Source organism: Burkholderia sp. Bp8998 (assembly GCF_003854235.1).
GTDB lineage: Bacteria > Pseudomonadota > Gammaproteobacteria > Burkholderiales > Burkholderiaceae > Burkholderia.
In genome coordinates this window covers 167,767-191,245 of record NZ_QTQF01000002.1, presented here as the reverse complement: position 1 = coordinate 191,245, position 23,479 = coordinate 167,767, and the positions used below count along the sequence as shown (strand labels likewise).

Sequence of the window (23,479 nt, the reverse complement as noted above, 5' to 3'; positions counted from 1 at the left end):
GGTGTCAGCGCGCGGATGCGCCTTCGCGCATCGCGTAGCCCGCATTCTTCTGACGGAAGCGATACCCGATCGCGAGCACCGCGAGCCATACGGGGATCAGGTACACCGACAGGCGGAGATCCGGCGTCAGGTACATCACGACGAGAATGCCGACCATGAACGCCAGGCACAGGTAATTCGTGAAAGGATAGCCCAGACTGCGGAAGGAAGTCTGCTCTCCGGCGATGCGCTTGGCCTGGCGGAACTTCAGGTGGATCAGCGTGATCATCGCCCAGTTGATGATCAGCGCCGACACGACGAGACCCATCAGCACCTCGAACGCCTTGCCCGGCATGAAATAGTTGACCACCACGCACGCACCGGTCGCGAGCGCCGACGCGCCGAGCGCAGCGAGCGGAATGCCGCGCTTGTTTACCGAGCACAGCACCTTCGGCGCGTTGCCCTGCTTCGCGAGGCCGAACAGCATCCGGCTGTTGCTGTACACGCCGCTGTTGTAGACCGACAAGGCGGCCGTCAGCACGACCACGTTCAGCACGTTCGCGACCAGATTGCTGCTCAGCGCGTGGAAGATCAGCACGAACGGGCTGCCGCCGGTGACGACCTTTTCCCACGGATACAGCGACAGCAGCACGGCGAGCGCGCCGATGTAGAAAATCAGGATCCGGTAGATCACCTGGTTGGTCGCGCGCGGAATGCTGTGCTTCGGATCGTCGGCCTCGGCCGCGGTGATGCCGATCAGCTCCAGCCCGCCGAACGAGAACATGATCGCCGCCATCGACATCACGAGCCCCGACACGCCGTTCGGGAAGAAGCCGCCGTGCTGCCACAGGTTCGCGATGCTCGCTTGCGGCCCCGCATGGCCGCTCGCGAGCAGCCAGCCGCCGAAGCCGATCATCCCGACGATCGCGGCAACCTTGATGATCGAGAACCAGAATTCCGTCTCGCCGTACGACTTCACGCTCGCCAGGTTCAGCAGGTTGATCGCGACGAAGAACACCAGCGCCGACACCCAGGTCGGCACGCCGGGCCACCAGTACTGCACGTAGATCCCGACGGCCGACAGCTCGGCCATGCTGACGAGGATGTACAGCACCCAGTAGTTCCAGCCGGACAGGAAGCCGGTGAAGTGGCCGACGTACTTGTCGGCGAAGTAGCTGAACGAGCCGGCGACCGGCTCGTCGACGACCATCTCGCCGAGCTGACGCATGATGAAGAACGCGACGACGCCGGCCACCGCATAGCCGAGCAGCACGGACGGGCCGGCCATCTTGATCGTCTGCGCGATGCCGAGGAACAGCCCCGTGCCGAGCGCGCCGCCGAGCGCGATCAGCTGGATGTGCCGGTTTTTCAGCCCCCGCTTCAGGCCGTCCTTCTCGTTTCCAGAAACCATGTCTTCTCCATTTTGCCCGCCTCCGCCGGAAGCGGTGCGGCGCGCCTCGGTGTGCCCGGCGCTGTTTTGCTGTGCCGGCGGCCGTTCGTGGAGCCGCCGGGTTGGGGACTGCAATCTTCGCGTGGCGACGCCCGCTTCCTGCCGGCAGGCCCGCCAGACTGGCCGCCGTTCACCGCCCTCGTTCGCGTTGCTGCGACCCCACACGAAAATCCGGCGTCAGTTTAGCGTCGCGGCGGCGAAATCGGGTTGCGTAACCCGCTCATGCAAACCCTACATTATGAGATAAGATTGCATCCAGGAGACAGATGAGGAAACAAAAATGCCTGAACCGGTTCTCGATCGCATCGATCGCCACTTGCTGTCGGTGCTGCAGGAGAACGGCCGCGCATCGAACCTCGACCTGGCGAAGGCCGTCGGCCTGTCGCCCGCGCAGACGCTGCGACGCCACCGCCGGCTGGAGGAGATCGGCGCGATCCGCCGTTACGAAACCCGTCTGTGCCCCGATACGCTCGGGTTCGGCGTCACCGCATTCGTGCACGTGACGATGGAGCGCGGGCATATCCGCGACCTGTCGAAGTTCCAGAAACTCGTGTCGGATCTCGCGCAGATCCAGGAATGTTTCTCGGTGACCGGCGACATCGACTACGTGCTGAAGGTCGTCGCGCACGACCTGAAGGGGCTGTCCACGTTCCTGCTCGAAACGCTGATGCGGATTCCCGGCGTGAGCGGCGTGCATTCGAGCGTGTGCCTCGACGAGATCAAGTGCACGAGCGCGATGCCGGTGGAAGGCTGACGCGGCACCGCGTCACGCTGCGCCCGGCGCGTCAGCCCGCCACGCTCACCGCACTGCCTCGAACGCACTGATCAGCAGTGCGCCGGAAGCAATCACCAGACACCCGCCCGCGCGACGTGGCGTCAGCCGCTCGCCGAGATACACGCGCGCGATCAACGCCGCGAACACCACGCTCGTTTCGCGCAGCGCCGACACCGGGCCCATCGGCGCACGATCCATCGCCCAGATCACGATCCCGTATGCAAGCGCCGCGAACACGCCGCCGCAAGCGGCCTTCGCCGTCTCGCCAACCTCCTGCGCGAGCCGCAGCGGCCCCGCGCGCAGCCGATAGTACGCGGCCATCAGCAGCCCGGTCAGCACGAACATCCACGCGGTATAGCCGACCGTGCTGCCGCTTTCCCGCACGCCGATTCCGTCGATCACGCTGTACGCGGCGATCGATACGCCGGTCGCGAACGCGGTCGGCAGCACCTGCGTCATCCGGTGCCGCGCACCGCGGCCCCGCTCCAGCCCGATCGCCATGATGCCGATGCAGATCAGCACGAGCCCGCATTGCGCGCCCGCGTTCAGGCGCTCGCCCGCGAACGCCGCCGCGCCCAGCGTGACGAGCAGCGGCGCGGTGCCGCGCGCAACCGGATACGCGACGGTCAAGTCGCCGTGCTCGTATGCGCGCACCAGCAGCAGCGTATAGACGACGTGGATCACCGCCGATGCGACGACGCAGGCCCAGCTCGCGGGGGTAATTGGCGCGGCGGCCGGCAGGAACAGCAGCGCAAACAGCCCGATCGCGAGCTGCAGCACCGTGGCCGAGCGCAGCCGGTCGCCGCTGCTGCGCACGAGCGCATTCCATGACGCATGCAGGAAGGCGGCGCACAGGACGGCGAACAGAACGGGGATCGGCACGTTGAATACTCGCTGACGGCCGGCAACGCGAAATCGTTGCCGTGGGCCAACCATCGTATGAATGCGTCACGCGATTGTCAAAAAGCAGCGTGGCACGAGATCCCGGATGAACGGCACGCCGTGCGCTGTCGCCCTTTGCTCGCGGCAGCCGCGGCCGTGACGATGCGCACCGCCGAATGTGTCGCGCGGGTTGCATCCGCTCCGTCCCTTTCCGACTTCTTTCGCGGCGCGCGGCGCCGTAATGAAATCGATACCGCAGCGCAACCGCCGCGAAACCACTCCGCCCCCATATCTTCATACCGGGCTGTTCCAATGCCGGTGCACTGTCACGAGCTCCGCGCCGAACCGACACGTCGACAGAGCCGATCTCCACCATCGAACACCTACCTGGAGTTTCCCGATGTTCCGTCAAGCCTTGCTCGTCACCGCTTGCGCAGCCGCAGCGCTTGTGCTGTTCGCCTGCGGTGGCAGCGACGATCCGACGTCGACGCCCGCCGTGTCGTCGCAGGATGCGCTGCAGACCGCCACGCCGATCAAGCACCTCGTCGTGATCTACGGCGAAAACGTATCGTTCGACCACTACTTCGGCACCTACCCGAACGCGTCGAACCCGTCCGGCGAACCGGCCTTCACCGCCAAGTCCGGCACGCCGACTGTCAACGGGCTGACGGGCACGCTGCTCACCGCGAACCCGAACTTCACGAATACGGCCAACGGCACTGACGCCGCGAACCCGTTCCGTCTCGACCGCACGCAAGCCGCGACCGCCGACCAGAACCACGCGTACACGGCCGAGCAGCAGGCCGAGGACAACGGCCTCGCCGACCTGTTCCCGAAATACACCGGCAAGGGCTCGTCCGGCGGCGCCGGCGCATTCGGCACGAAGGGCCAGGTGATGGGCTACTTCGACGGCAACACCGTGACCGCGCTGTGGAACTACGCGCAGCGCTTCGCGATGAGCGACAACGCGTATACGACGGTCTACGGCCCGTCGACGCCGGGCGCGCTGAACGTCGTGTCGGGTCAGACCAACGGGATGCAGATCGTCAAGACGTCGAAGCAACCGTCGATGCTCGCCGCCACCTCGTACTACATCAACGACGGCCAGGGCGGCTTCACGATGATCAACGACGTCGACCCGGGCTTCGACGTGTGCTCGAGCACGACCGACCAGGCGATGATGAGCGGCAAGAACATCGGCGACCTGCTGAACGGCGCGAAGATCACGTGGGGCGGCTTCATGGGCGGCTTCAACCTGTCGACGACCAACGGCAACGGCACCACGGGCTGCGCGCGCAGCACGGTTGCCAGCGCCGTGAACGCCGCGACGGCCGACTACATCCCGCACCACAACTGGTTCCAGTACTACGCGTCGACCGCGAACCCGCAGCACACGCGCCCGAGTTCGGTTGCGGCGATCGGCTCGAGCCTCGAAGCCGACGGCAAGACGGCCGAACCGGCGAACCACCAGTACGACAGCGACGACTTCTTCGCGGCCGTGAAGGCCGGCAACTTCCCGTCGGTCAGCTTCCTGAAGGCGCCGGCCGCGCAGGACGCGCACGCGGGCTACTCGGATCCGCTCGACGAGCAGGCGTTCGTGACGAAGGTCGTCAACTTCCTGCAGCAGCAGCCCGACTGGCAGAACACGGCCGTGATCGTCACCTATGACGACTCGGACGGCTGGTACGACCACGCGTACACCGCGCCGACCCGTGCGTCGTCCGACGCGGTCGACCAGGTCAACGGCAACGGCAAGTGCGGCTCGGGCGGCACCACCGGCGTGAACGGCGGCACGGTGAACGGCCGCTGCGGTCCGGGCGTGCGCATCCCGTTCGTCGTGATCTCGCCGTACGCGAAGCAGAACTACGTCGACCACACGATGCTCGACCAGGCGTCCGTCGTCCGCTTCATCGAGGACAACTGGCTCGGCGGCCAGCGCATCGGCGGCGGTTCGTTCGATGCGACGGCAGGCGACCTGCGCGCGCTGTTCGACTTCACGTCGAAGCCGAATACGGCACCGCTGTATCTCGATCCGACGCAAGGCACCGTGCTGAGCGCGGCGCCGGCGATCTGACCGGCATCGCGTGACCGGTGGCAGCAGGTAGCAGCAGGTAGCAGCAGGCCGGCGCATCGTGCGCCGGCCGTTTCCATTTGATGCGCCACCCTTTCCGCGGCGCCCGACTTCCGACCGACAGCATGACCGCTCGTCCCGCGTTCCCGTCTCCCGACGCATCCGGCGCCGCCGCGCCGCGTTCCCCTGCCCGCGTGCTGCGCCGCGCGGCGTTCGTGCTCGGCGCGGCCGTACTCGGCTACGGCGCGTTCGCGATCGCGTTTCCGGCCCATACGCCGGCGGCGATCGGCGACGTCGTCGCCGACTGGACCGGCGCGAATCCGCATCCCGTCGTGCTGCAGCGCCCGGCCGCGCAGCCGCTGTCCGCGGTCGCGCAGCTCGGGCGCGCGCTGTTCTTCGATCCGTCGCTGTCGGCATCCGGCAAGCAGTCGTGCGCGTCCTGCCACAGCCCCGATCATGCGTACGGGCCGCCGAACGCGCTGGACGTCCAGCCGGGCGGCCTCGCGCTGACGCAACACGGGTTTCGGCCGCCGCAGTCGCTGATGTACCTGTACCGTCAGCCGAACTTCAGCATCGGCCCCGATGCCGGTGAAAACGACGCCGCGCCGAGCGTCGCGCAGCAGGCCGCATCCGCGGCCGGTGTCGTCAAGACGCAGAAGGTGGCCGGCACGTCGGCCGCGCCGCAACTCGTGCCGCAGGGCGGAATGTTCTGGGACGGCCGCGCCGATACGCTGCAGCAGCAGGCGTTCGGACCGCTGCTGAATCCTGTCGAGATGGCGAATGACAACGTCGACGACGTTGCACGCAAGCTCGCGCAGTCGTCGCATCGCGCGCAGTTCGAGCAGTTGTTCGGCGCGCGCGTGTTCTCCAGCCCGCAACTTCTGGTGTCGGAGGCGATGTTCGCGATCGCGCGCTATCAGGTCGAGGACCCGTCGTTCCATCCGTACAACAGCAAGTACGACCGCTGGCTCGAGGGCCGTGCGCGCCTGACGCAGACCGAATTGCGCGGGCTGCGGCTCTTCAACGATCCGGCCAAGGCGAATTGCGCGGGCTGTCACCTGTCGAAGCCCGGCAAGGACGGCCTGCCGCCGATGTTTACCGACTATCAGTACGAGGCGCTCGGCGCGCCGCGCAACCAGGCGCTCGCGCAGAACCGCAACCCGGCGTTCTACGATCTCGGCGTGTGCGGACCGTTCCGCGAGGATCTGAAGGACCAGACGCAGTATTGCGGCATGTTCCTCACCCCGACGTTGCGCAACGCCGCGACGCGCCAGGTGTTCTTCCACAACGGTGTGTTCCACACGCTCGATCAGGTGATGGCGTTCTACAACGAGCGCAGCATCTCGCCACAGAAGTTCTATTCGCACGGTGCGGACGGCAAGGTCGACGAGTACGACGATATCCCGGCGAAGTACCGCGCGAACGTCGACGTGACCGATGCGCCGTTCGACCGCAAACCCGGCGACACGCCCGCGATGACCGCGCAGGACATCAAGGATATCGAAGCGTTTCTCGGCACATTGACCGACGAGCCGGTGCACTGAGCAGCCGACTGACTGCCGCCGGTTGCCGTGCGTGTCGTGTCAGCAGCGCGCGCGGATGCAGAGGAAGGCCGGCGCCAGCGACAGCTCCGCATGGAGCCGTTCCGACACGGCCTTCATCTCGGGCAGCGGCGTCGGTTCGACGAACCGGTCGAGCCGCCAGCCGGCGTCGGCGAGCGCGTTCAGGATATCGCCGAGCGGCCGGCGCCACGCTTCGACATAGGGTTTCGGTTCGCCGAAACCCGACCAGTGGAAACCGAAACGGCTCGTGTCGAAGTACGTACCCTCCCCGCGCGTACGTTCGTCCATCCAGTCGCGCATCGGATGCGCCATCGAGAACACCAGCGTCGCGCCCGGCCGGGCGACGCGCCTGAATTCGCGCAGCGTCGACGCGAGATCGCGCACGTAGTCGAACGCGAGCGAACACAGGATCTTGTCGAATGTGTGGTCGGGCAGCCAGTCGAGCGGCGCCGCGAGATCACCCTCCGCGACGTCGACCGCGAGCCCCGCGCAGCGCGTTCTCGCCAGCGCGACCATCTCGGGCGTGATGTCGAACGCGTGGACGGTCGCGCCGTGGCGCGCGAGGTGCTCGCTGCAGATGCCGGGGCCGCAGCCGGCATCGAGCACCGTCAGGCTGGCGACGTCGCCGAGCAGCGCCAGCGTTGCCGGCCGCTCGTAGAGCGCGTTGTGCGCCTTGGTCGGCGCGATGTCCGCGTAGCGTTGCGCGAAGGTCGCATACACGCGGCGGGCGGATGGTTCATTCGAATCGGTCATGCGGCATCCGTCGGCGGGGAATCGGGGGTTCGATTCTGCACGATGACGGCCATGCGCGTCAGCGTATCGTCGATGCGTGCTCTTGCACGACCGCCATCACATTCACCCGCCGCTCCACCACCTGCTGCGCAAACCGAAACGCAACGAGCGACCCCGCCACCGCCAGCAGCATCGGCACGAGGCTGTCGTGATTCGCGCGCGTGAATTCGAGCAGCAGCACGGCGGCCGTGACCGGCATCTGCATCGACGCGGCCAGAAACGCGGTCGCGCCGACCAGCGCGCACCCGCCGATCGACGCACCCGGCCACACGAGGCTCCACAGCCCGCCGAGCACGACTCCCAGCAGCGCGCCGTTCGCGAGCCCCGGCGTCAGCAACCCGCCCTCGGCGCCCGCCCGCAGGCTGCCCGCCTCGATCAACACCTTCAGCACGAGCAGCGTCGCCGCGAGGCCGATCGTCAGCGTGCCGTCGAAACCCAGTGAAGCAGGCCCCTTGCCGTTGCCGAGCAGTTGCGGAAACCACATCGCGAGCACGCCGATCACCGCGAAGTTCACCAGCGCAAGCACCGGCAGCAACCCGCCCTTCGGCGCCTCCGCCCGCGCACGGGTCGTGAGCCGCACGAAGCCGTACGCGGCGAAACCGAACAGCGGCCCGCAGACGATCGACCACGCGACCAGCGGCGTGCTCAGCACGAACGGCGGCACCGTGTACTGATGTTCGTTGCCGAGCCCGATCCATGCGACAGCGGCCGCGATCGCCGACGTGACGACGGCCACCACCAGCGCGCGCAGTTCGAACGTGCCGAGCAGCACTTCGAGCACGAACACGGCGCCGCCGAGCGGCACGTTGTAGACGGCCGCGAGGCCTGCACCCGCACCGCACGCGACCATCAACCGGCAATCGGCGGGCGTGAGCCCCGCGCGGTGCGCGAGCCGCCCCGCCAGCAGCGAGCCGATCTCGCGCGGCGCGACTTCGCGGCCGAGCGGCGAACCGAGCGCGACGGTGACGATCTGGAGCAGCGCATGTACCGTCGTGCTGACGAACGGCATCCGCGGATCGGCCGCGCGAACGGCCCGGCGGATGCTGACGAGCGGCCGGCCGTACCGGTAAAGCGCCCACCAGCCGCCACCCGCGACGAGCCCGCAGACGACGAGCACCGCGAGCCGGCGCAGCGGGTCGGCCTGGGTCACGCCTGTGAGGAAGCTCTCGGTGCCGACCACGTGCGCCAGGCTGTATCCATAGGCCACATGCTGGATCGCGTGCAGCAGCAACGCGAGCAGCATCCCTCCGAGGCCCGCACCGACGCCGGTCAGGACCGTGACGGCAGCCATCCGCACGAACGGGCTGGCGGACGGCGAAGAAGGCGCGGGAGCGGACGGGAGATCGAGGCGCATGAGATCGGCGAACGAGGATCGACAAGACGACGCGCACCATGCACGCCGCCGTCAGGACCGCATCGTAGGCGTCGACCTCTCATGAGACAAACGTATTTTTCTGATCAACTCATGCATTCTATGAATACATGAGTTGAGGCGAGCCTCGATGGTGTGTGCCGCCTCCCCATCCGACCCGGTTACTCCGGATACGTGACGCGCTCAGGCTCCCGCCGCATGATCACTTTCCCGTGGCGAACCGACAGCGTGGCCTTCACCTGCCGGCGCACGGCCTCGTAGTCGCTGTCCGCGTCGAGCACGACCAGGTTCGCCGGCCGCCCGACCGCGATCCCGTAGCCGTCGCCGAGATGCATCGTCGTCGCGCTGTGATCGGTCACGAAGTCGAGGCAGCGCTGCAGGTCCTGGTAGCCCATCATGTGGCAGATGTGCAGCCCGGCGTCGAGCACGCGCAGGATGTTGCCGTTGCCGAGCGGATACCACGGATCCTTGATCGAATCCTGTCCGAAGCACACGTTCAGGCCCGCGCGATCGAGTTCCGCGACGCGCGTGACGCCGCGCCGCTTCGGAAACGTGTCGAAGCGCCCCTGCAGATGGATGCTCTCGGTCGGGCACGAGACGAAGTTCAGGCCCGCGCGCTTCAGCAGCCGGAACAGCTTCGAGCAATATGCGTTGTCGTAGGAGCCCATCGCGGTCGTGTGGCTCGCCGTCACGCGCGCGCCCATCCCGCGCACGCGCGCTTCTTCCGCGAGTACCTCCAGGAAGCGCGAGTGCGGATCGTCGGTCTCGTCGCAGTGCACGTCGACGAGGCAGCCGGTGCGCTCGGCCAGTTCCATCAGGAAGCGGATCGAGCTGACGCCCTGCTCGCGCGTGTTCTCGAAATGCGGGATCCCGCCGACGACGTCCGCGCCGAGTTCGATCGCCTGCGCCATCAATGCGCGGCCGCCGTCGAACGACTCGATGCCTTCCTGCGGAAACGCGACGATCTGCAGGTCGATCAGCCCGCGCGCCTCGTCCTTCACTTCGAGCATCGCCTTCAGCGCGGCCAGCGTCGGATCGGTGACGTCGACATGGGTGCGCACGTGCTGGATGCCGTGATCGCGCAGCATGCCGATCGCCGCATGCGCGCGCAGCTTCGTGTCTTCGTGCGTGATCGTCGCCTTGCGCTCGGACCAGCGCTCGATGCCCTCGAACAGCGTGCCGCTCATGTTCCAGGCCGGCTCGCCGGCCGTGAGCACGGCATCGAGATGGATATGCGGTTCGACGAGCGGCGGAATCGCGAGACGGCCGCCGGCATCGACATCGTCGGCGCCAACCGAGGTGACCGGCGCGGTTTGCGCGTCGATCCGCGCGATCCTGTCGCCGTCGATGCCGATGGTGAACAGCCCGTCGCGGCCGCGCAGGCGTGCATTGAAGAGGTTCATGTGCGTGCAGGCGTGATGCGGCGCCAGCGCGCCGCGTGGTGGGGAAAACCGGCTCCGGCGATGCGTGCCGCGCTTATTTGAATTCCTCGATCGTCAGCCCGGTCGCCGCGCTCATCTCGTCGTTCGTCACGTCGCGCACGTGCTTGCCGAATGTCCACACATGCCGGCCGGGATCACGCGCGCGATACATGCGATCGCCGTAGAACTGGTCGGCCGGCGCCTGCAGGATCTCCGCGCCCGCGGCACGTGCGCGTTCGCAGTGCGCGTCGATGTCCGCATCGTCGGGCAGGTGCACGTGGATGTGCTGCGTGTTCCGGTCGCCCGTGTCTTCCGGCGATGCGATGAAGTCGGCCCACGCGCCGCCGATCATGACGAGGCCGTCGCCGAACGTCATTTCCGCATGCGCGATGTCGCCTTCCGGCGTGGTGACGACGAGCGAGCGCTCGAAACCGAATGCGCGTTCGAGCCAGGCGAGCGCGGCTTTCGGGTCGCGGTAGCACAGCGCGGCACTCAAGGAAGGACGGCGAGGCGTAGTCATCGGGTGTCTCCGGGTCTCGGCATGGGTCTGCTCATTCTCCACGCGCGCGGCGCCGCAATCAACTCCCACGCCGGCGACCCGCATGTTGTCAATGCGCGACACGGCATGCGCGCCCCTCTCGCCGCTCGCGTCGCGCCGTCGGCGAAAACGTCCGCCATCCGGCCTCCGCACCGATTTGTGAACGCCGTGTGACGCACTCTTGCGCAACTCGCAACGGAGTGCTCGCGCGCCGGCGGCCGGAATCGCGCGACCCCGCCCCTACACTTGCGCCGAATTTTGGTCACTCGTCCCACACGCAGGAGCTGTCACATGCACAAAACGAACAAAACCCTGATCGCCGCCGCATCCGCCGCCGCACTCTTCGCGCCGCTCGCGCACGCACAGAGCTCGGTCACGCTGTACGGCCTGATCGATGCCGGCATCGCTTACACCAACAACGCGGGCGGCGCATCGCTGTGGCGCATGACCACCGGCACCATCAACGGCAGCCGCTTCGGCCTGCGCGGCTCCGAAGACCTCGGCGGCGGCGTGAAGGCGCTGTTCGTGCTGGAGAACGGCTTCAACGCGAACAACGGCGCGCTCGGCCAGGACGGCAAGCTGTTCGGCCGCCACGCGTATGTCGGCCTGAGCCGCAGCGGCTACGGCACGCTGACGCTCGGCCGCCAGTACGACACGATGGTCGACTTCGTCGCGCCGCTGTCCGCGACGTCCGGCGACTTCGGCGATACGGGCTTCGCGCACCCGTTCGACAACGACAACCTGAACCACTCGGTGCGCATCAACAACGCGGTGAAGTACACCAGCGACACGATCGCGGGCTTCAAGGTCGGCGCGCTGTACGGCTTCTCGAACTCGACGAACTTCGCCGGCAACCGCGCGTACAGCGTGGCGGCGAGCTACACGAACGGCCCGCTGAAGCTGGCCGGCGCGTACCTGCAGATGAACGGCACGAAGGGCTCGACGAGCGCGAGCCCGGGCGCGACCGACGTGGCCGAAGCGAAGAGCGTGAGCCAGGGCGGCTGGTCGGTGGGCGCGGACCGCATGCGCACGTATGGCGGCGGTGTCAGCTACGTGTTCGGTCCGGCGACGGTCGGCTTCGTCTATACGCGCTCGCAGTACGACAACACGGGCTCGTTCGGTTCCACCGGCCAGGTCGCGTTCAACAACTACGACGTGAACGTGCGCTATGCGGTGACGCCGGCCGTCAGCCTCGGCGCGGCCTACGTGTATACGGACGCCAGCGTGTCGAACCCTGACAGCAAGCACGGCACCGATCCGAAGTGGCACCAGGTCGACCTGCAGGCCGTCTACAAGCTGTCGCGCCGCACCGACCTGTACGCGGAAGCGATGTATCAGCACGCGTCGGGCCGCGGCTACCAGGCGTTCATCAATACGTCGGGCGGCGCGTCGAGCACCGCGAACCAGATCGTCGGCACGATCGGCATGCGCACGCGGTTCTGAGTTCCGCTCCGCTGGGCGAGCACGTCGCCCGTCAGCCGTGAACCCGTCTTGACGGACGGGTTCGCGCGATGCGGGCGACGCGCACCAATGTTGTTCCATCTGGAAAGCTGCCTGCCTGGAATCGGGGTTTTTGTGCCCGCGTGCGCTGCATAGACTGGCATCGACGGTTCGGATCGCGCATCGATCACCGGACCGGCCTCACACCCCGTCTACAGGAGAACATCGTGAAATCGCTCGTCGTTACCGCCGCCGCTGCCGTCCTGCTTGCCGCACCGGCCCTGTCGTTCGCTCAGTCCGCCAAGTCGCCCGTCACGCGCGCGCAGGTGCTGCAGGAGCTCTACGACCTCGAATCGGTCGGCTACAACCCGTCGCTCGGCGACGCCGGCAACTATCCGGACGACATCATGGCCGCGCAGGAACGCCTGGCAGCAAAACGGCTCGCCGAGCACAAGGCCGCGCAAGCCGCCTATGGCCGGGCCGGTGCGGGCGCAACCGAATCGGGCGTCGCGGCGAAACCCGCGCTGTGAAGGCATGCAGCAACGCCGCGCCCGCATGACACGTGTCCCGCGGGTGCGGCGGATTCCACGAACCGGCCCGTGACGATGCGGCCGGACAGCGTGCCGTCCGGCACGCGGCCCTCCTCTTCCGGTTCCTCTTCCGGTATTCGCCCTCAGGCGGCCTGCGGTTCGCGGTCGATCGCGTTCAGCATCTCGACGTCGCGCGCGATCATCCCCGGCACCTGCGCACGCAGCATCTCGACCCAGGTGCGCACCTTCGCGTCGACGAAGCGGCGTGACGGATACAGCGCATACACGTTCATCTTCTGCAGGATGTGCCCGGGCAGCACGCGCACGAGCGTGCCGTCCTGCAGCGCGTCGATCGCCGAATACAGCGGCAGCATGCCGATCCCGATACCATCGCGAATCGCGAGCGCCAGCGACTCGGCCGTATTGGTCTGCACCGGCCCGGCGACATGGATCTGTTCGACGCCCTCGGCGCCTTCGAGCACCCATTCGTGGGTCGGGAACGCCGGCGTGCAGAGCGTCAGGCACGCGTGCGCGCCAAGATCCTGCGGGCGCGCCGGCGCGCCGTGGCGCTTCACGTACTCGGGCGACGCGCACAGGATGCTGAAGGTCGAGCCGAGCAGGTGCGACACGAGCTCCGAATCGGGCAACGACGACGCGGTGACGACCGCCATGTCGCTCGTGCCGTCGAACAGGTCGGGCATGCGCTGCGACAGCGACAGCTCGATCGATACGTCCGGATACTGCGTGTGATAGCGCGTCAGCGCGGGCATCACGTAGTGATGGCCGACGCTCGCGAAACTGTGCATGCGCAGCACGCCGGCCGGCCGCTCGTGCGCGCAGCTCGCCTCTTCCTCGGCGCGATCGACGTCGGCGAGGATCTGGCGGCAGCGCCGCAGATAGCTTTCGCCGGCCGACGTCAGCGCGAGACGGCGCGTCGAGCGATTCATCAGACGGGTGCGCAGGCGCGCCTCGAGCTCGGACACCGCGCGCGACATCGCGCCCGTCGTCGAATTCAGCGATTGCGCGGCCGCGGTGAAACTGCCCGTCTCGACGACGCGCGTAAACACCCGCATGTTTTGTAGGGTATCCATTCCTGTGAGTCACCTGTAGCGGAGCCGCTATTTTCCTCCAGCGGATGCGGCAGATTGTTACGCGGCCTGCAACTATCGTTTCCCCGCAGCTGCGTTAATGCCCGCGCGCCGCACTCCTACAATCGGCGCCTCACCAGTCGAACGGACCCGTCCGGACGCGCCGCGGCACTTGCCCGGCCCCGTACCGCCCCCCTCTTTCTTCATGAAGCCACAACCTGCGATCGAGCGAACGTCCATCGAACCCGCACGATGGAGGACCTGGCTCGATCCGCTCGGCGATGCCGCGCGCGACTGGGCCGCGAGCGACGGGCTGATCTGGCTGCATCTCGCCAAGACCGTGCTCGCCGCGCTGCTCGCGATGGGCATCGCGATGCGGCTCGAGATGTCGCAGCCGCGTACGGCGATGACGACCGTGTTCGTGCTGATGCAGCCGCTGTCGGGGATGGTGTTCGCGAAGAGCTTCTACCGCGTGCTCGGCACGGCGGCCGGCCTCGTCGGCGCGCTCGCACTCAGCGGGCTGTTCGCGCAGCAGCCGGAGTTGTACATGGCCGGCATCACGCTGTGGATCGGCGGCTGCATCGCGCTCGCGGTGCGCAATCGCCACTTCCGCTGGTACGGGTTCGTGCTCGCCGGCTATACCGCCGCGCTGATCGGCCTGCCCGCGGTGATGACGCCGCAGACGCTGTTCCAGTCCGCACTCACGCGCGCCGCGGAAGTCGCGCTCGGCATCGCATGCTCCGGCGCGGTCAGCGCGCTGATCCTGCCGCTCAGTTCCGCGAAAGCGCTGATGCGCTCGCTGACCGCCCGTCACGTGAAGTTCGCGGCTTTCGCGGCCGGCGCGTTGTCGGGCGACCTCGCACGCGGCGACTTCGAGCGGCGCTTCGCCGATTTCGTCGACGAGATCGTCGGCTTCGAGGCCAACCGCGCGTTCGCGTCGTTCGAGGATCCGCACATTCGTGCACGCAGCCGCCGGCTCGCGCGGCTCAACAGCGAGTTCATGAATGCGTGCACCCGCCTGCATGCGCTGCACCAGCTCGTCAAACGCTTGCGCGCGAACCGGTCGGACGCCGTGCTCGACGCGCTCGCGCCGCACATCGATGCGCTCGCGCAGCGGATCACCGCGTTGCGCGACGAGCGGCAGCGCGGCATCGCGTCGACCACCGGCGCGCTGCTCGAACTGCGCCGCTTTCACGGCGCGTTGCCGAAGGCCGCACGCGCATCGCGCCGCGAGATCGAGGATCACGCGGCCGGCGGCCTGCTCGACTTCGATACCGCGATCGAGCTGATGTATCGCTTCATCGGCGAGTATCTCGGCTACGCCGACACCAACGCGTCGCTCGACCGTGACGATCACGCGTTCGAACGCTCGGTCACGCACTACGCGGTGAAGACCAATTCGTTCTTCGTCGGCTTCGCGTTCCTGCGCACGCTCGTCGCCGTCGGCGCGATGAGCGCGTTCTGGATCGCGTCCGAATGGCCGAGCGGCTCGCTCGCCGTGATCGCCACCGCGATCGCGTGCGCGCTGAGCTCGACGTCGCCGCGCGCGCCGAAGTTCGTCGCGCAGATGGGCGTCGGCGCGGCGTTCGCGACGGCGGTCGGCTACGTGTTCCTCTGCTACGTCTATCCGAACATCGACGGCTTTCCGCTGCTGTGCGCGGCGCTCGCGCCGGTGCTCGGCCTCGGCGCGTTTCTCGCGATGCGTCCGGGCCTGTCCGGCTACGGGATCGGCTTCGCGGTGTTCTTCTGCCTGCTCGCGGGCCCCGACAACGCGATTTCATATACCCCCGAGGTGCTGATCAACAACGGTTTCGCCGTCGTCGTCGCGATGCTGGCGTGCTCGATCGTGTTCGCCGTGGTGTTTCCGACTCACATGCCGTGGCTCACGGCGCGTATCGCGCACGATCTGCGCCGTCAGGTCACACTCGCGTGCGAAGGCGCGCGCGAGGGCCTCGCGGCGCGCTTCCAGTCGAGCACGCACGACCTGATGGCGCAGCTGCGCACGCTGCTCGTCAAGCGCACGCGGCAGCATCGCGACGCGCTGCGCTGGATGCTGTCGACGCTCGAGGTCGGCCATGCGGTGATCGACCTGCGCGACGAGCTGCACGGGTTCTGCGAATCGAAACCGCCGCAGACCCTGCGCTGGACCGCATCGATCGACGCGGTGCTGCGCGAGCTGCCGCGCTTCTTCGACGATCCGACGCCGCGCCACCACGCGCGCACGCTGAAATCGGTGAACCTGGCGATCCGTGCCGCGCAGCACGCGCTGCATGCGTGGTACGCGGTGCCCGAGGCGCGCCACCGCATGCAGCGCATCGTCGGCTGCCTGCACTTCATCCGCAGCGCGCTGCTGGACAAGGACGCGCCGTTCAACCGCCACCGTCATTGACGGTCGATGGCGGCCGGCGGCGATCGATGCGTACGCAACGTCACCCTTGTTCCGATTGGAAATAAGCTCTGCACCCGCGGTGATTAATCTTCAAGCAGTGCGAGCCTATAGTTTCCTCACTGCCAGCGAGACTGGCACTGACCCAGGAGAAACCGAAATGAAGCCGCTGCACCTCGCCCTCGTTGCCCTGTCGCTCACCGCCGCTGTCGCGCATGCCCAGCCCGCGCCGGCCGAGCTCGCGCAGCAACCGGCGAACCGCGCCGAAGCCGTCCAGGCCGCAGGCCGCGTCGATCGTGCGCAATCGAAGCAGGAAGACCCGAACGCATGCGTCGGCCCCGTCAGCTTCTGCAACGTCTACTTCGGCAGCTGAGCATGACGCCGCGTCGTCACGGCCAGGCCCGCCGCGCGCGCATCGCGCGCATCGCATGCGCCCGCGCACGACGCGCCGGCCGCTCGCCGCACCGACACTGCCCGCCACGCCGCTTCGATTGAAGCGGCGCATGCCGTTTCAGGCGCCGCGCCCCGGCCGCCACCCCACGTCGCGCAACGCATCCAGCAAGCGCGGCTGCCCCAGCCCTTCGACCCGCGCACCGCGCGACTCGACGTCGCTTCCCGCGACCAGCGCATTCACGATCGCTTCCTCCACCGCTTCCGCCGCCGCGACGAACAGCGCGGAGATATGGTCGTTGTTCACCATCTTCACGGCCGTCGTCGGCGCGCCCTTGCTGCCGTAGTTCGCGACCGGCAGCCCGTCGTTGCCCGTTGCGAACGCAACGAAGATGTCGCCGCTCGAATCCTCGGTGCCGCCGCCGACGCGGGCCAGCCCGACGCTCGCACGCTGCGCTAGGCGCGTGCACTGATGCGGCAGCAGCGGCGCGTCGGTCGCGATCGTGACGACGATCGAGCCCATCCCGGCCTCGCCTTGCGCATCGGGTGCGCGAAATGGCGAATGCACGTGCCGCAGCACTTCGCCGACCGGGTAGCCGGCCACGCGCAGCATCTCGCGCACGCCGTAGTTCGCCTGCACGAGCGCGCCGACGGTCCAGCCGCCCGCGTCGGCCGCCACCACCCGCGACGCGGTGCCGATGCCGCCCTTGAACTCGTGGCAGATCATCCCCGTGCCGCCGCCCACGCCGCCTTCGGCGACCGGCCCCGACTGCGCGGCGGCCAGCGCGCGCTGCACGTGCGCGGCGCTCACGTGCTGCCCCCAGATATCGTTGAGCAGACCGTCGTAGGTTTCCATCACGACCGGCATGCACCAGTACATGCGGCCGGCCGCCGCTTCGCGTTCGTTCGCGACCAGCGCATCGCGCACCGTGCCGACGCTGTGCGTGTTCGTACAGGCGATCGGCGTCGTCAGCAGGCCGGCTTCGCGGATCCATTCGAGCCCGGTCGCGTCGCCGTTGCCGTTCAGCACGTGAACGCCCGCGAAGCACGGCGAATCGTGCACGGCGCTCGCGCGCGGCTCGATGACGGTGACGCCGGTGCGGATCGATGCGTCGCCGTTCTCGACGTTCAGCGTGCAATGTCCGACCCGCACGCCCGGTACATCCGTGATCGCGTTGAAGCGGCCCGGCGTGCCGAGTCCGATGCGGATGCCGAGATCCCTCGTGCGCATGATGCAGTTCCTCCAGTCTTTCAATGGTTCGGTGTGTCGGCAGGTTCAGAGCGAGCGGAACGCATCGCTGTGGCGCGCCCAGACCGCATACATCACCAGCGCGGCCACCAGCAGCCCGCCGATGATGATCAGGTCGGTCGGCTTCGTCGCCGTCGCCAGCGTCGTGTTGAGCGTGTACGCGGCGCCCGCGACCGCGACGAGCGGCGTCACGGGCCACAGCGGCATCCGGTAATGATGCTCGACGTCGCGGCGCACGAGCCGGCTCGCCAGCGCGGCCAGTCCGACGACCAGGTAGATCAGCAGCAGCAGGTCGACCGTGAACGCGGTCAGTTCGTCGAGGCTCGACACGAACACGAGCCCCGACGACGGCACCGCCAGCGCGAGCGTCGCGAGCCACGGCGACTCGAAGCGCGGATGGATCGTCGAGAACGCGCGGTTGCAAGTGCGCGACCAGAGCGCATGCCGGCCGCTGCTGTACAGCAGCCGCCCCATCGTGATCACGATCGCGATGATCGCGTTGAACACCGACAGGAAGATCCCGCCGCTGACCACGCGCGACACCGCCGGGTTGCTCAGCGAGCGCACGACATAGCCGATCGGGTCCGCGCTCTTCGTCAGCTCCGTCAGCGACGGCGCGCCGAGCACGATCGCGGTCAGCGGAACCAGTTCGACGACGAGGATCACCAGCAGCGAATAGATCACCGCCTTCGCGACGTTGCGGTTGCCGCCGCGCAGGTCTTCCGCGAGATACGCGGCGGAGCCGAAGCCGTTGTAGCAGAAGATCGCCGTGCCGATCGCGGGCACGATCGCCGCGAGCGTGGCCGGCACCAGCGCATGGCCGCTCGCGACGACCGGCGCGACCAGCACGTCGGTGCCGCGATGCGGGGAACCGAAGCCGAGCCCCGCGATCAGCATCAGCACGCCGATCTCGACGACGAGAAACGCGCCGGTGATCCACGCATTCGTCTTGATGTTCAGCATGCCGAGCACATAGCTGAGCAGCACGATCGTGAGCGCGACCGACTGGTTGCCGAAGTGCGTGCCGAGTGCGTTGTTCAGGTAGGGCGCGGCACCGCTCGCGAGCACCGCGGGAATGAACACGCTGACGGACAGCACCGTGATGAAGGTCAGGTAGCCGGGCAGCGTGCCGAACACGCGCTTGGCCATCACGTATTCGCCGCCCGCGCTGCGGTGCGCGGCGCTGAGTTCCGCGTAGCAGAGTGCGAATGCGAGCGCGAGCACGCCGCCGAGCAGGAACGACAGCACCGCGCCGCTGCCGGCCTGCTGGATCGCGAACGGCGCGATCACGAAGATCGAGCTTGCGGGCGTCACGCCCGACACGGTGATCATCACCGCGTCGCGCACGCTGAGCGTCTGCGACAACGCGCGCGGCGCGTCTTGCGTGGCAGGCGTCGCTTGCAGCGTGCCCGTCGATTCCGACATCATCGCCATTTCGTTCTCCTGTTGCTCCTATCCTGCTCTTTTTTGAACGCCCATACTCGGGCCCGATTCATTGCGTGGCAGTCTAGGAAGCCAAATTCAGGACCGCTATTCCCCCTTCGTGTTACGCCCTCCGGTGGTGGTATGGATCGACTCTTCTCCGAAATCGCGATGCACCAGGCGCTCGGCCGCGCGATCGATCATCTCGGCCAGCCGCGCTTCTGGCGTTTCCTGGTGCTGCTGCTCAACGAAATGGTGCCGTTCGACAACGCGCTCGCGACCGCGATCGGCCGTGATGGCGTGCCGCTCGTGCTCGACGAATACGACACGGGCGGCACCGACAGCGCATCGCCGGTGCCGCTTTACCTGAATGGGTTATATCTGCTCGATCCGTTCCTGCAGGCCGCGCACGACGGGCTTGCCGACGGCTGCTACCGGCTCGAGGAGGTCGCGCCGGACCTGTTCCGGCAGAGCGAATATTTCCTGAGCTACTTCCGCGACGCGGTCGGCGACGACGAGATCCAGATCCTGCTGCGGCCGAATCCCGACCTGCTGCTGTCGTTGTCGCTCGGCGCGGCCGCGCGCTTCGACGTCGAGCCGCTCGGCAAGCTGACGGCCGCGATGCCGTGGGTGCTCGCGACCATCCGGCAGCACTGGCGGCTGGTGGGCGATGCCGCGCGCGCGACGCCCGACGACGATCTCGGCGCGCGCGTCGAGCAGGCGCTCGCGCGCTTCGGCGCGGGCGTGCTGACGGATCGCGAGATGTCGATCGCGAGAATGGTGCTGCGCGGCAATTCGTCGAAGGCGATCGCGGAGCGGCTGGCGATTTCACCGGAGACGGTGAAGGTGCATCGGCGGCATCTTTACGCGAAGCTCGGGATCTCGTCGCAGCCGGAGCTGTTTTCGCGATTCATTCAGGCGCTCGGGGAGGATGCGGCCGGCTGAGCGCGACGCCGGCGCGTCACGACCGCGCGTCGCCCACCGCCCGCCCCGTCGGCGCGATCGCCAGGTGCAGCGCGCGCTCGGGCCGCAGCGTGACATTCAGCGTCGCGCGCGGCGGCGCCATGCCGGACGGCACGGACAACGCATGACGCTGCAGAATCATCGCGGCCACCACCGTCATTTCCGTCATCGCCAGATGCTGGCCGAGGCACACGCGCGGCCCCGTGCCGAACGGCATGTACGCGCCGCGCGGAATCGCCGGCGCATCGTCGGCGAAGCGCTCGGGCCGAAAGGCCTGCGGTTTTGCAAACCATCGCGCGTCGTGGTGCACGAGCCGAATCGGCAGCATGAACAGCGTCCGCGCGGGAAACTGCCACGCGCCCAGCGCGACCGGCCGCAATGCGCGGCGGCTGATCAGGATCGGCGCCGCCGGGTACAGGCGCATCGTTTCCTCGAGCGTCTGCGTCAGGTAGCGCAATGCGGGGCGCGTGTCGGCGGTCGGCGCACGGCCGCCCAGCACGCGCACGACCTCATCGCGCGCGATGGCCTGAGCGGCCGGATTCGCGGCCATGTTCCAGGCCCACCACGTCAACGTGGCCGCGGCCGTCTCGTGGCCAGCCAGGAAGGCCGTGATGCACTCGTCGTGCACGGCGCGCAGCGGCCATGCGCGCGTGTCGGCACGATGCAGCCGCAACAGGCGCGACAGCAGGTCGTCCGGCCAGCCGTGCTCCGGCATGTCGAGACGCGCATGCAGTTGCCGGTCGATCAATCCGTTCAGCACCGCCCGCGCCCTCGCCTTGCCGCGCTTCCACGGCATCCAGTCCGGCGCGCTGGCCGGCTGGTAGAACTCGGCGTTCGCCGCCGCGCTCACCGTGCGCACCGCATCCTCGGCCACGCGTGCATCCGCGCCGATCGCGTTTGAAAACATCGTGCGCATGATCACGTCCATCGCCAGCGACGTCAGCGCGCGCTCGATCGGCCAGTGCGCATCGTGCGCCGGCCACTGCGCGAGCGCATGAGCGGCGGTCGCGGCAATCGACGGCACGAATGCCTGCACCGGCTTCGGCATGAAGTTCGGCAGCAGCGCGTGCCGCTTGTCGCGCCATGCATCGCCCTCTGCGACCAGCACGCTGTGCCCGTGAACCTGCGAGAGCACGCGGATGCCGCGCTCCCAGCGCACGAACGCATCGTGATGCGTGACCAGCAGTTCGCGCACGAGCGCGGGATCGGTCACGACCACCGCATGTTCGGGCCACATGCGCAGGTGCACGACGTCGCCATGCGCGCGCTGCCAGCCCGCTAGCGCGCCGGTCAGGTCGCGCGACATCGCGCGCAGCAGCCGCCACCCCGTCAGGCCGGCATGCGGCCCCGGCGGCCATACGCCGGGCGGGTGAAGTGCGGGCGACGCGCCGGCGGCGTCCGCATGAAATGGGCATCGGGAAGAGGATCGTGTGTTCATGGGCCGGATTGTCCGGATCGACACACGACCGGTCTTGAACGCAAACGACATCGACACGTGCGGCCCCGGTCCCTATACTCCGGCGTCATGCCCTCCGTTCCGTCTCCGACTCTGCCGCCGTGTCCCGATCCGCTCGCGCGTGCGCCGCGCGTGCTGTGCGACGGCCTGCAACCGTACACGCGGCTGTATCCGCCGCCGGCCGCGCTGCAAGGCGCGGTCGTCGCGATCATCAGCCGCGACACGCGCGGCTTCACGCTAAGCGACGCGCAGCGGCTCACGCATTTCCCCGCGTCGCCGATCGTCTGCCTGTCGTGGTATCGCGGCTTCGACGTCGGGCTCGTCCAGCGCACGAGCGACGGCCCCGTGTGGCGGCCGTTCGGTGCATCGGCGACGCTGTCGGGCAGCCAGTCGATGCCGGTCGCGAGCTGGGCGCCGGCGAGCGGACAAGGCGGTATCGTCTGCCTGCATGCCGATGCGGCGCGCGCGCTGTTCGGCATTGCGTTGCCGACGATCCACGACACCTTCATCGACGCGCATGCGTGCCTCGACGACAACTGGCGGCCGCTGCTCGATGCGCTGGCCGATGCCGAGCACGACGACGCCGTGCTGGCCGCGCTCGACCGGTACCTCGCGCCGCGCTGGCACGCGCTGCGCGGCAGCGTGTCGCCGCTGTCGTCGCTGCGCGAGGCGGGGCGCAGTTGGGTCGGGCGTCTCGCGTCGAAAGCGCGCGAATGGCGCTACACCCACAGCCCGCGTCAGGTCGAACGGCGCATCAAGTCGTACAGCGGGCGCTCGTTGCGCGACTGGCAGACGCTGGTCCGCACGGAAGGCGTGTTCTTCGCCGCGCGGGACCGGCGGGACGCCGGACAGCCGGTCGACTGGGCCGCGCTCGCGCTGGACGAGGGGTTCGCCGACCAGGCGCACCTGAGCCGCGCGACGCGACGCATCACCGGCTTCTCGCCGACCGAGTTCGTGCGACGCTTCGCCGAGGACGAATCGTTCTGGATGTACCGGCTCTGGGTGTGACGGGCAACCGCCCGTCACGCATCAACCACCCGTTTCGATGAACCCGCCCTCGGGCGCCTGGTGCGGCACGTACCAGCCGAAATACACCTCGGCCTCGACGATCCGGCCGTCGCGCACGCGCAATCGCTCCGCATTCCGGAACCGCCTGCCGGCAGTCGTTGCGGCTTCGTACACGACGAACACGTATTCGCCGTGCACGGCGACGTCGACGAACGCGAAACCGGCAAGCATCGCGCTGTTCGGCCAGCAGCGCGCCAGATAGGCGTCGCGGTCGAGCCGGTTGTCGAGCGGGCTCGTGAAATGGAAGTCCGGCGCGATCAGCGCTTCGATCGCATGGCGGTCCTTGTCGACATAGGCGCGATAGCTGGCGCGCGCAACGTCACCGGGGTCTTCAGGCATCGTCGTTACCTCCGCGAAGGGCCGGGGTGGACGCGACCGCGCGCGTCGCCCCGCGGCATCGTTCAAACGCATCCGGACGGCACGCAGGGCCACGACGGATCCCGCGCTGGCAGACCGACGCGCACGCCACGCCCGATGCCATTCACGATTCCGCACCAGCCGATCGCTGCGCCCCCTGTGCGCCCGCCGCGCGACGCTTCCGCCGCGAGCACCGATGCCGCGGTTGCCCGTTTCCGCACGCGCGGGCATGATGTCCGCCAGCGTGCCGGCCGCGTTCGTCGGCTTCGGCGGTCATCGGTGCCGCGA

The 23,479-nt window shown here is 68.2% G+C and carries 20 protein-coding genes; 9 read left to right on the top strand and 11 right to left on the bottom strand.

Going from position 1 to position 23,479, the window contains the following annotated elements; genetic code table 11:
• Nucleotides 1-4: 4 nt before the first annotated feature.
• Nucleotides 5-1,390, bottom strand: coding sequence for an amino acid permease (locus DIE06_RS03745; protein ID WP_124660188.1), 1,386 nt, complete (start codon nt 1,388-1,390; stop codon nt 5-7).
• 319 nt (nt 1,391-1,709) lie between these two features.
• On the opposite strand from DIE06_RS03745, the gene DIE06_RS03740 reads away from it, so the two are divergent.
• Nucleotides 1,710-2,183 carry an Lrp/AsnC family transcriptional regulator gene (locus tag DIE06_RS03740; protein ID WP_060339892.1) on the top strand — a complete coding sequence of 158 codons (474 nt, stop codon included), beginning with the start codon at nt 1,710-1,712 and terminating at the stop codon, nt 2,181-2,183.
• 45 nt (nt 2,184-2,228) lie between these two features.
• Here DIE06_RS03740 and DIE06_RS03735 read toward each other — a convergent pair whose 3' ends face one another.
• Nucleotides 2,229-3,140 carry an EamA family transporter gene (locus tag DIE06_RS03735; RefSeq protein WP_124660187.1) on the bottom strand — a complete coding sequence of 304 codons (912 nt, stop codon included), beginning with the start codon at nt 3,138-3,140 and terminating at the stop codon, nt 2,229-2,231.
• Between the two features lie 346 nt (nt 3,141-3,486).
• On the opposite strand from DIE06_RS03735, the gene DIE06_RS03725 reads away from it, so the two are divergent.
• Both DIE06_RS03725 and DIE06_RS03720 read left to right on the top strand, forming a co-directional pair.
• Nucleotides 3,487-5,160 (top strand): phospholipase C, encoded by a 1,674-nt coding sequence (locus DIE06_RS03725; RefSeq protein ID WP_124660186.1) that lies wholly within the window; start codon nt 3,487-3,489, stop codon nt 5,158-5,160.
• Between the two features lie 122 nt (nt 5,161-5,282).
• Nucleotides 5,283-6,701, top strand: a complete 1,419-nt coding sequence (locus DIE06_RS03720) for a cytochrome-c peroxidase (protein ID WP_124660185.1) — start codon at nt 5,283-5,285, stop codon at nt 6,699-6,701.
• A gap of 39 nt (nt 6,702-6,740) precedes the next feature.
• Here DIE06_RS03720 and DIE06_RS03715 read toward each other — a convergent pair whose 3' ends face one another.
• The 4 genes from DIE06_RS03715 to DIE06_RS03700 form a co-directional block, all read right to left on the bottom strand.
• Entirely contained in the window at nt 6,741-7,472 is a 732-nt protein-coding gene (locus DIE06_RS03715) for a class I SAM-dependent methyltransferase (protein ID WP_124660184.1), read from the bottom strand.
• Nucleotides 7,473-7,530: 58 nt separating this feature from the next.
• On the bottom strand, nt 7,531-8,865 hold the full coding sequence (locus tag DIE06_RS03710; RefSeq protein ID WP_124660183.1) for a chloride channel protein: 1,335 nt from the start codon (nt 8,863-8,865) through the stop codon (nt 7,531-7,533).
• 179 nt (nt 8,866-9,044) lie between these two features.
• Nucleotides 9,045-10,286 (bottom strand): cytosine deaminase, encoded by a 1,242-nt coding sequence (gene codA, locus DIE06_RS03705; RefSeq protein ID WP_124660182.1) that lies wholly within the window; start codon nt 10,284-10,286, stop codon nt 9,045-9,047.
• A gap of 73 nt (nt 10,287-10,359) precedes the next feature.
• On the bottom strand, nt 10,360-10,824 hold the full coding sequence (locus tag DIE06_RS03700; RefSeq protein WP_124660181.1) for a VOC family protein: 465 nt from the start codon (nt 10,822-10,824) through the stop codon (nt 10,360-10,362).
• 309 nt (nt 10,825-11,133) lie between these two features.
• Between DIE06_RS03700 and DIE06_RS03695 the strand changes: the two genes are divergently transcribed.
• Nucleotides 11,134-12,285 (top strand): porin, encoded by a 1,152-nt coding sequence (locus tag DIE06_RS03695; RefSeq protein WP_124660180.1) that lies wholly within the window; start codon nt 11,134-11,136, stop codon nt 12,283-12,285.
• 224 nt (nt 12,286-12,509) lie between these two features.
• Nucleotides 12,510-12,812: a DUF4148 domain-containing protein gene (locus DIE06_RS03690; RefSeq protein ID WP_124660179.1), complete on the top strand. Its 303-nt coding sequence runs from the start codon at nt 12,510-12,512 to the stop codon at nt 12,810-12,812.
• Nucleotides 12,813-12,955: 143 nt separating this feature from the next.
• Here the strand turns inward: DIE06_RS03690 and DIE06_RS03685 are convergent, their stop codons facing one another.
• Nucleotides 12,956-13,903, bottom strand: coding sequence for a LysR family transcriptional regulator (locus DIE06_RS03685; protein ID WP_124501270.1), 948 nt, complete (start codon nt 13,901-13,903; stop codon nt 12,956-12,958).
• A gap of 202 nt (nt 13,904-14,105) precedes the next feature.
• On the opposite strand from DIE06_RS03685, the gene DIE06_RS03680 reads away from it, so the two are divergent.
• Both DIE06_RS03680 and DIE06_RS03675 read left to right on the top strand, forming a co-directional pair.
• On the top strand, nt 14,106-16,289 hold the full coding sequence (locus DIE06_RS03680; protein ID WP_124660178.1) for an FUSC family protein: 2,184 nt from the start codon (nt 14,106-14,108) through the stop codon (nt 16,287-16,289).
• Between the two features lie 157 nt (nt 16,290-16,446).
• Entirely contained in the window at nt 16,447-16,659 is a 213-nt protein-coding gene (locus DIE06_RS03675) for a hypothetical protein (protein ID WP_124660177.1), read from the top strand.
• Between the two features lie 138 nt (nt 16,660-16,797).
• On the opposite strand, the gene DIE06_RS03670 is transcribed toward DIE06_RS03675, so the two are convergent.
• Nucleotides 16,798-17,907: a P1 family peptidase gene (locus DIE06_RS03670; RefSeq protein WP_124660176.1), complete on the bottom strand. Its 1,110-nt coding sequence runs from the start codon at nt 17,905-17,907 to the stop codon at nt 16,798-16,800.
• Nucleotides 17,908-17,952: 45 nt separating this feature from the next.
• Entirely contained in the window at nt 17,953-19,359 is a 1,407-nt protein-coding gene (locus DIE06_RS03665; RefSeq protein WP_124660175.1) for an APC family permease, read from the bottom strand.
• 132 nt (nt 19,360-19,491) lie between these two features.
• On the opposite strand from DIE06_RS03665, the gene DIE06_RS03660 reads away from it, so the two are divergent.
• Nucleotides 19,492-20,292 carry a helix-turn-helix transcriptional regulator gene (locus DIE06_RS03660; protein ID WP_124613562.1) on the top strand — a complete coding sequence of 267 codons (801 nt, stop codon included), beginning with the start codon at nt 19,492-19,494 and terminating at the stop codon, nt 20,290-20,292.
• A 16-nt stretch (nt 20,293-20,308) separates the two neighbouring features.
• Here the strand turns inward: DIE06_RS03660 and DIE06_RS03655 are convergent, their stop codons facing one another.
• Nucleotides 20,309-21,748 carry a cytochrome P450 gene (locus DIE06_RS03655; RefSeq protein ID WP_124660174.1) on the bottom strand — a complete coding sequence of 480 codons (1,440 nt, stop codon included), beginning with the start codon at nt 21,746-21,748 and terminating at the stop codon, nt 20,309-20,311.
• A gap of 87 nt (nt 21,749-21,835) precedes the next feature.
• On the opposite strand from DIE06_RS03655, the gene DIE06_RS03650 reads away from it, so the two are divergent.
• On the top strand, nt 21,836-22,774 hold the full coding sequence (locus DIE06_RS03650; protein WP_124660173.1) for a helix-turn-helix domain-containing protein: 939 nt from the start codon (nt 21,836-21,838) through the stop codon (nt 22,772-22,774).
• A gap of 21 nt (nt 22,775-22,795) precedes the next feature.
• Here DIE06_RS03650 and DIE06_RS03645 read toward each other — a convergent pair whose 3' ends face one another.
• Entirely contained in the window at nt 22,796-23,173 is a 378-nt protein-coding gene (locus DIE06_RS03645) for a nuclear transport factor 2 family protein (protein ID WP_124660172.1), read from the bottom strand.
• Nucleotides 23,174-23,479 lie beyond the last annotated feature (306 nt).